Here is a 4543-nt window from a genome sequence, read left to right on the forward strand (position 1 = left end):
GGAGTTTGTGGGCTTGCTGTTACAACACGTGTTGCCCAAGGGCTTCCGACGTGCCAGAGACTTCGGGTTTTTGCATGGCAATGCCAAAAAACTGTTGTGGCTGGTGCAGCAGGTGTTGGGGGTGCGCATTCAACACGGGCCCACACCACGCACACGTCCGACCTTCCGCTGTGGTCGCTGTCAGCAGCCGATGCGCATCGTGGGGTTTATCCCGAAGCCGCGACAGTCTGGATAAACACAGCGCAATAACCAATCTGCCACTCACCGCACACACAAAGGAGAGCGCAGCAACTGATGAGAAAAGCGTGACTACCTTTTATCGCTGAAACGGGGCGAGAGCAGCACTCGCCCTGAAGAATAAAAACGAAATGGCATTTTGAAAATCCTGCACTGCTGCCCCAGCAATCCCTCTCAGTTCAATCGACATATCTGCTTATAAGAGTTATTCCAACAACGGGCTTGTTCAACTACTGGATAAAGTCGCGGCTGCGCGCGACTTATCCTTATTTGTTGTTCGCGGCGAATTTCCATAAATATCCCAACCGAATAACCGCAGACGTGCTCAGGATGGCCGTCTTCCCAATTCCAGACACCGTTGTTGGGTTCGCTGGTCATCGCTATTAGACGAGCCCTGTCATCTTCTTTTTCGCGTGTAGGGCGAGAAGCTTTCTTAGCCTCGACCGCTATGAGATTGTCATCTGGAGCAGGTAGCTCGCCACGAGAGTGGACAATTAAATCTGCGGTTATTGATACAACCTGAAGATCATTATTTATGATCGTCTTAACCTTGCCACGCTGCTTCCGGTTGTATTCAATGTCGGCATAGTAGCCGGTCACTCCCTCTAGCTGTAACTGACATTCCATGAAATGAGCCAAGCGACCGCATGTGTTTCGTTCACTGACATCGGTGAGCAGTGAGCCTCCTTCTCGCTCTAGGAACGCCCGGAGCGCATCATCAAAAATTAGTTCTGGGCGTCGCATTCGGGTTTCTCTCGTATTAGGTCTAACGCTTTACTCACCGGAAAATGGCGAGCGCCAGCGGAGTATCGGATGTTGCTAAGTTACATCCTTGAATATTTACGTCGATGAAACAGATGCCAGCAACCTACAGTGCACGTCTAGCTGTGCTAGTCTGTATCTATTTTACGGTTGAATACTTACACCATGCGTTTTTTTAATTTCAGTGCCACATTCTCCTGACCAGACAGGAATGTCACGACTTCCTTCCCTGATGCAGCTAACTCTATGAAGCTCACTGCCCTCTAGGCCAATGATAGTGACTGAGCGCACAGAGTTATCGATGTCGACTTTGATAATAGCTAGCTTCTTGTCTCCAGTGGTAACGTAAGCTGAACTCGCAGAAATCTGAGGTTTAAAATTTTCAGGGTCATAACCCATGTCTGCATAGCTGTCTTTACCTTTTTTTAGAATAGTGTCCATGACCCAAGTTTCTAAATTCGCAAGTACGGCTTGGTCAAGATCGGCTTCCGTTATCCCCTCCGAGCTTTGAGTTGTTGTGATTGCCACAACAGGCTGAATGTCCGATTGCTGTAAATCAGTCGACAGCCTCCTTGAGGAAGATACTGATACCTCCCAAAATTGAGTAGTGGCCATCGCCAGTAATATAGCCCCAATGAAGAAAGCGATTGGCAGGAGCGTCTTTAGAATTGCCCTCCTATTCTGTGTTATGGCCAAACCATCAATAGCCCTAGTAATAGACTGAGATAGGTAATAACCAAATGCCACGGGAACGACTGCTATGATAGCTGAAAATCCTGCGTAGTTACTGGCAAATACCGAGTCCTCGCCACTTACGAGGCTTTGAATAACCTCCGAGAAACCACTTATATCACCATAAACTTTCAGACAAATTCCGGCCCATAAGTGATAAAGCATCCACAAACGAGATGGCTTTTCTTGTTTCACTTCCTGGGTAGCAATTTCGCCTTCTATCCATTTGTCCATGGGTTTACCTTAGAAACATAATATCAAATAAAGAATGGGATGCGTGGGGGTGTCGCCGATTTGAACTCGAATTTCTGAGAAACTTTGGCTTTTTTTCACGTGGTTTTTCATCATGCACTCAGACAAATTGGTGTTCGCGCAACTCATGGAGTATTTACCCCTTCACACATTCCGCCGCTGTGTGCAGCGCTACCCATCAAAATATCCCAGATAAACAATAAGAGCGAAAAATCCGATCCAAATGAACACGATTTTTGCGAAAGGAAGAAGGTACCATTTTCTTTTTCCTGATTTTGGCTTCTTGTACTGTTGAAGCGCTATAGCGATACTTCTTCCGACACGTGCTATCCAAAAACCACTTGCCTCTTCGTATTCCTGGATTGAGGAAAACGCTGACCTCTCTGGAGGTGCCGGAAACTGTCTTTTAACTTCTTCAGGCAAACTGTCCCAGCTCCAGCCCCCGCCACACTCGGTAGTTGGGCTTGGAGATTTTCTCTCCTTTAAACTGCGCTTCATATTCTGGCGATACTCATGCAACATTAGGGCTTGAGTTTCGGCATCATTCCGCACCGTTTCCACATCTGACCCGTTGGCCTCGGCAATGAATACCTCTGCGTCCTCCATAGTTTCAAATTCACGAACGAGTTTGTAGTTGTAATCAAGAACGCAGTAATAACCGAGTGCTAAAGCCTCAGTATCAATTCGGAACGGTAATTTATGCCCATTTGTCATTGGTACCAGCCACGTATAATTGTGCTCTCCTAACCCTTTCCTTCAGCGCCAAAAGCATGTTGGCTCGCCAGTTGCGCAAGCAAGATGCGTGACGTCATGCTTTGGTCTAACTGCAAAAATCTGTCGGGCATTTCTGTCGCTATGAAAAGGACGCCATAAACTCTGGAATAATTCTGCCGTGAGCTTTCTTAGCATTTATGAGAACCAAAGCGCTCAGCGCTTTTTCCGCTTCGACATTCCCATTAGCCCCAAACATTTTAGAAAGCACCTTTACCACAGGCTCGAGCTTATATGGCCCAGGCTCGCGCAATGCCACCGTTACTGCAGTTTCAGCCTTTTTAAAGTCATCAAATGCCTGATTCTCTACCGCCTTGTACGCTGGGGTTCCCATGACTAGGTTTGGGTTATGCGCATCCAACATTCCGACTACAATAGATCGGACTATGCTGTTCCAGGTCATGCTATCAATCTGAATGCGTGACTTCTCCTTTGCATAGAGAATGGAGGCATATAGTGATACGCAACAATTCCAGTAGATATCTTTTCCATTTCCACGATCCTCACTAAAGATATTGTTTTCCGTTGCATACAGTTTGTGTGTTTCCAAGGCGATATCTAGCTCGCTGATATGATGACCAAAGTCCTCCTTTCGTGGTCGATCGTCTTCAATCTCCGACAACCACCTCTCTACAGCTATAAAGTCATCGAACGGCGAATAATTTGCCGGTTTTACCAAAAACACCTTGCATTTTTTGTAAGAGATAAATGCCTCATACTCATCTCTCCTTAACACAATATTTTTGTACCCTTCCTTGTCAGTGTAGAACCCACTAGCGACCCAATTCATATGCGCTGCTTGCTTACCAAGCAGATTGTATGGATTTTTATAAGCTGCCCAAAGTCGCTTGGCTATTAGGACAATCAAAACAGCACCTAAGGCCCACCAAATCATCTCGCCTACTCCAATTGATATGCCTAACATTGCATCAGTGTGCATGCACACTTAGTAATTTTCTTGACGGGAGTCCGTGCCTCAATCTGAAGGCAATTCAGGTTGTGAAGCATTGCAAGCCCCCGCCAATTTCGTGAAGCCTGCATACTATATCGGCACCCAACAAAACTCCACCCCTGCCACCCGCCTTTCATGTGAAGTGCTGAGAGTCTAACCCCTCAAACCTTCCTCAACTCCGGCTTCATCACCTTCCCCATCGCGTTCCTCGGCAACGCCGACACCACACGCAACTGCTTCGGAATTTTATAAGGCGACATCCGCGATTCACACCAGCTTTTCAACTCAGGATTGGTCAACTCCTGCCCCGGTTTTAACACGACAAATGCGGTCACCGCCTCGCCCCAGGTTTCATCTTCGACGCCAATGACGGCGCACTCGCTGACTTTTTCATGGGTCAACAACGTGCCTTCGATCTCCAGCGCGGAGAGTTTATAGCCGCCGGATTTGATGATGTCGACGGATGAGCGGCCCATGATGCGGTAGTAGCCGTCTTCGCGCACGGCGACGTCGCCGGTGCGGAACCAGCCGTCGACGAAGCTCTCTGCGGTTGCGGCGGGATTGTTCCAATATTCGAGGAAGACGTTGTCGCCACGGATGCGAATTTCACCCGGCGCGCCTGCTTCCGCAATGATGTCGCCGTTGTCATCGAACAGCTTGGCGTCGACGCCGGGCAGCGGAATGCCGACGGCGCCGGCGCGGCGTTCGCCGTGGTAGGGGTTGGAGAGGCCCATGCCGATCTCGGTCATGCCGTAGCGTTCCAGCAGTGTCTGTCCGGTGAGCGCCTGCCACTGTTGATAGAGTTTCACCGGGCACGCTGCGGAGCCACTGATGTTC

Annotated in this window: 7 protein-coding genes; 2 read left to right on the forward strand and 5 right to left on the reverse strand. The window is 48.6% G+C overall.

The features are described 5' to 3' along the window. Nucleotides 1-235, forward strand: a 235-nt coding sequence (locus Q7U10_07585; protein MDO8282469.1) for a transposase, incomplete at its 5' end; no start/stop codon positions are given. A gap of 176 nt (nucleotides 236-411) precedes the next feature. Here the strand turns inward: Q7U10_07585 and Q7U10_07590 are convergent. Together Q7U10_07590 and Q7U10_07595 are read right to left on the reverse strand one after the other, a co-directional pair. After that, entirely contained in the window at nucleotides 412-981 is a 570-nt protein-coding gene (locus Q7U10_07590) for a hypothetical protein (protein ID MDO8282470.1), read from the reverse strand. Nucleotides 982-1143: 162 nt separating this feature from the next. Then, a complete protein-coding gene (locus Q7U10_07595) occupies nucleotides 1144-1965 on the reverse strand; it encodes a hypothetical protein (protein ID MDO8282471.1) in 822 nt (273 codons plus the stop codon). A 145-nt stretch (nucleotides 1966-2110) separates the two neighbouring features. On the opposite strand from Q7U10_07595, the gene Q7U10_07600 reads away from it, so the two are divergent. Continuing rightward, nucleotides 2111-2179: a hypothetical protein gene (locus tag Q7U10_07600; protein MDO8282472.1), complete on the forward strand. Its 69-nt coding sequence runs from the start codon at nucleotides 2111-2113 to the stop codon at nucleotides 2177-2179. On the opposite strand, the gene Q7U10_07605 is transcribed toward Q7U10_07600, so the two are convergent. The 3 genes from Q7U10_07605 to Q7U10_07615 form a co-directional block, all read right to left on the reverse strand. After that, a complete protein-coding gene (locus tag Q7U10_07605; protein MDO8282473.1) occupies nucleotides 2155-2697 on the reverse strand; it encodes a hypothetical protein in 543 nt (180 codons plus the stop codon). The two genes, Q7U10_07600 and Q7U10_07605, sit on opposite strands and share 25 nt — an antisense overlap. Nucleotides 2698-2836: 139 nt before the next feature. Further along, on the reverse strand, nucleotides 2837-3694 hold the full coding sequence (locus Q7U10_07610) for a hypothetical protein (GenBank protein ID MDO8282474.1): 858 nt from the start codon (nucleotides 3692-3694) through the stop codon (nucleotides 2837-2839). Between the two features lie 173 nt (nucleotides 3695-3867). Next, nucleotides 3868-4543, reverse strand: a 676-nt coding sequence (locus Q7U10_07615) for an AMP-binding protein (GenBank protein MDO8282475.1), incomplete at its 5' end; no start/stop codon positions are given.

Source organism: Thermodesulfovibrionia bacterium (assembly GCA_030646035.1).
Classification (GTDB): Bacteria; Nitrospirota; Thermodesulfovibrionia; order UBA6902; family UBA6902; genus JACQZG01.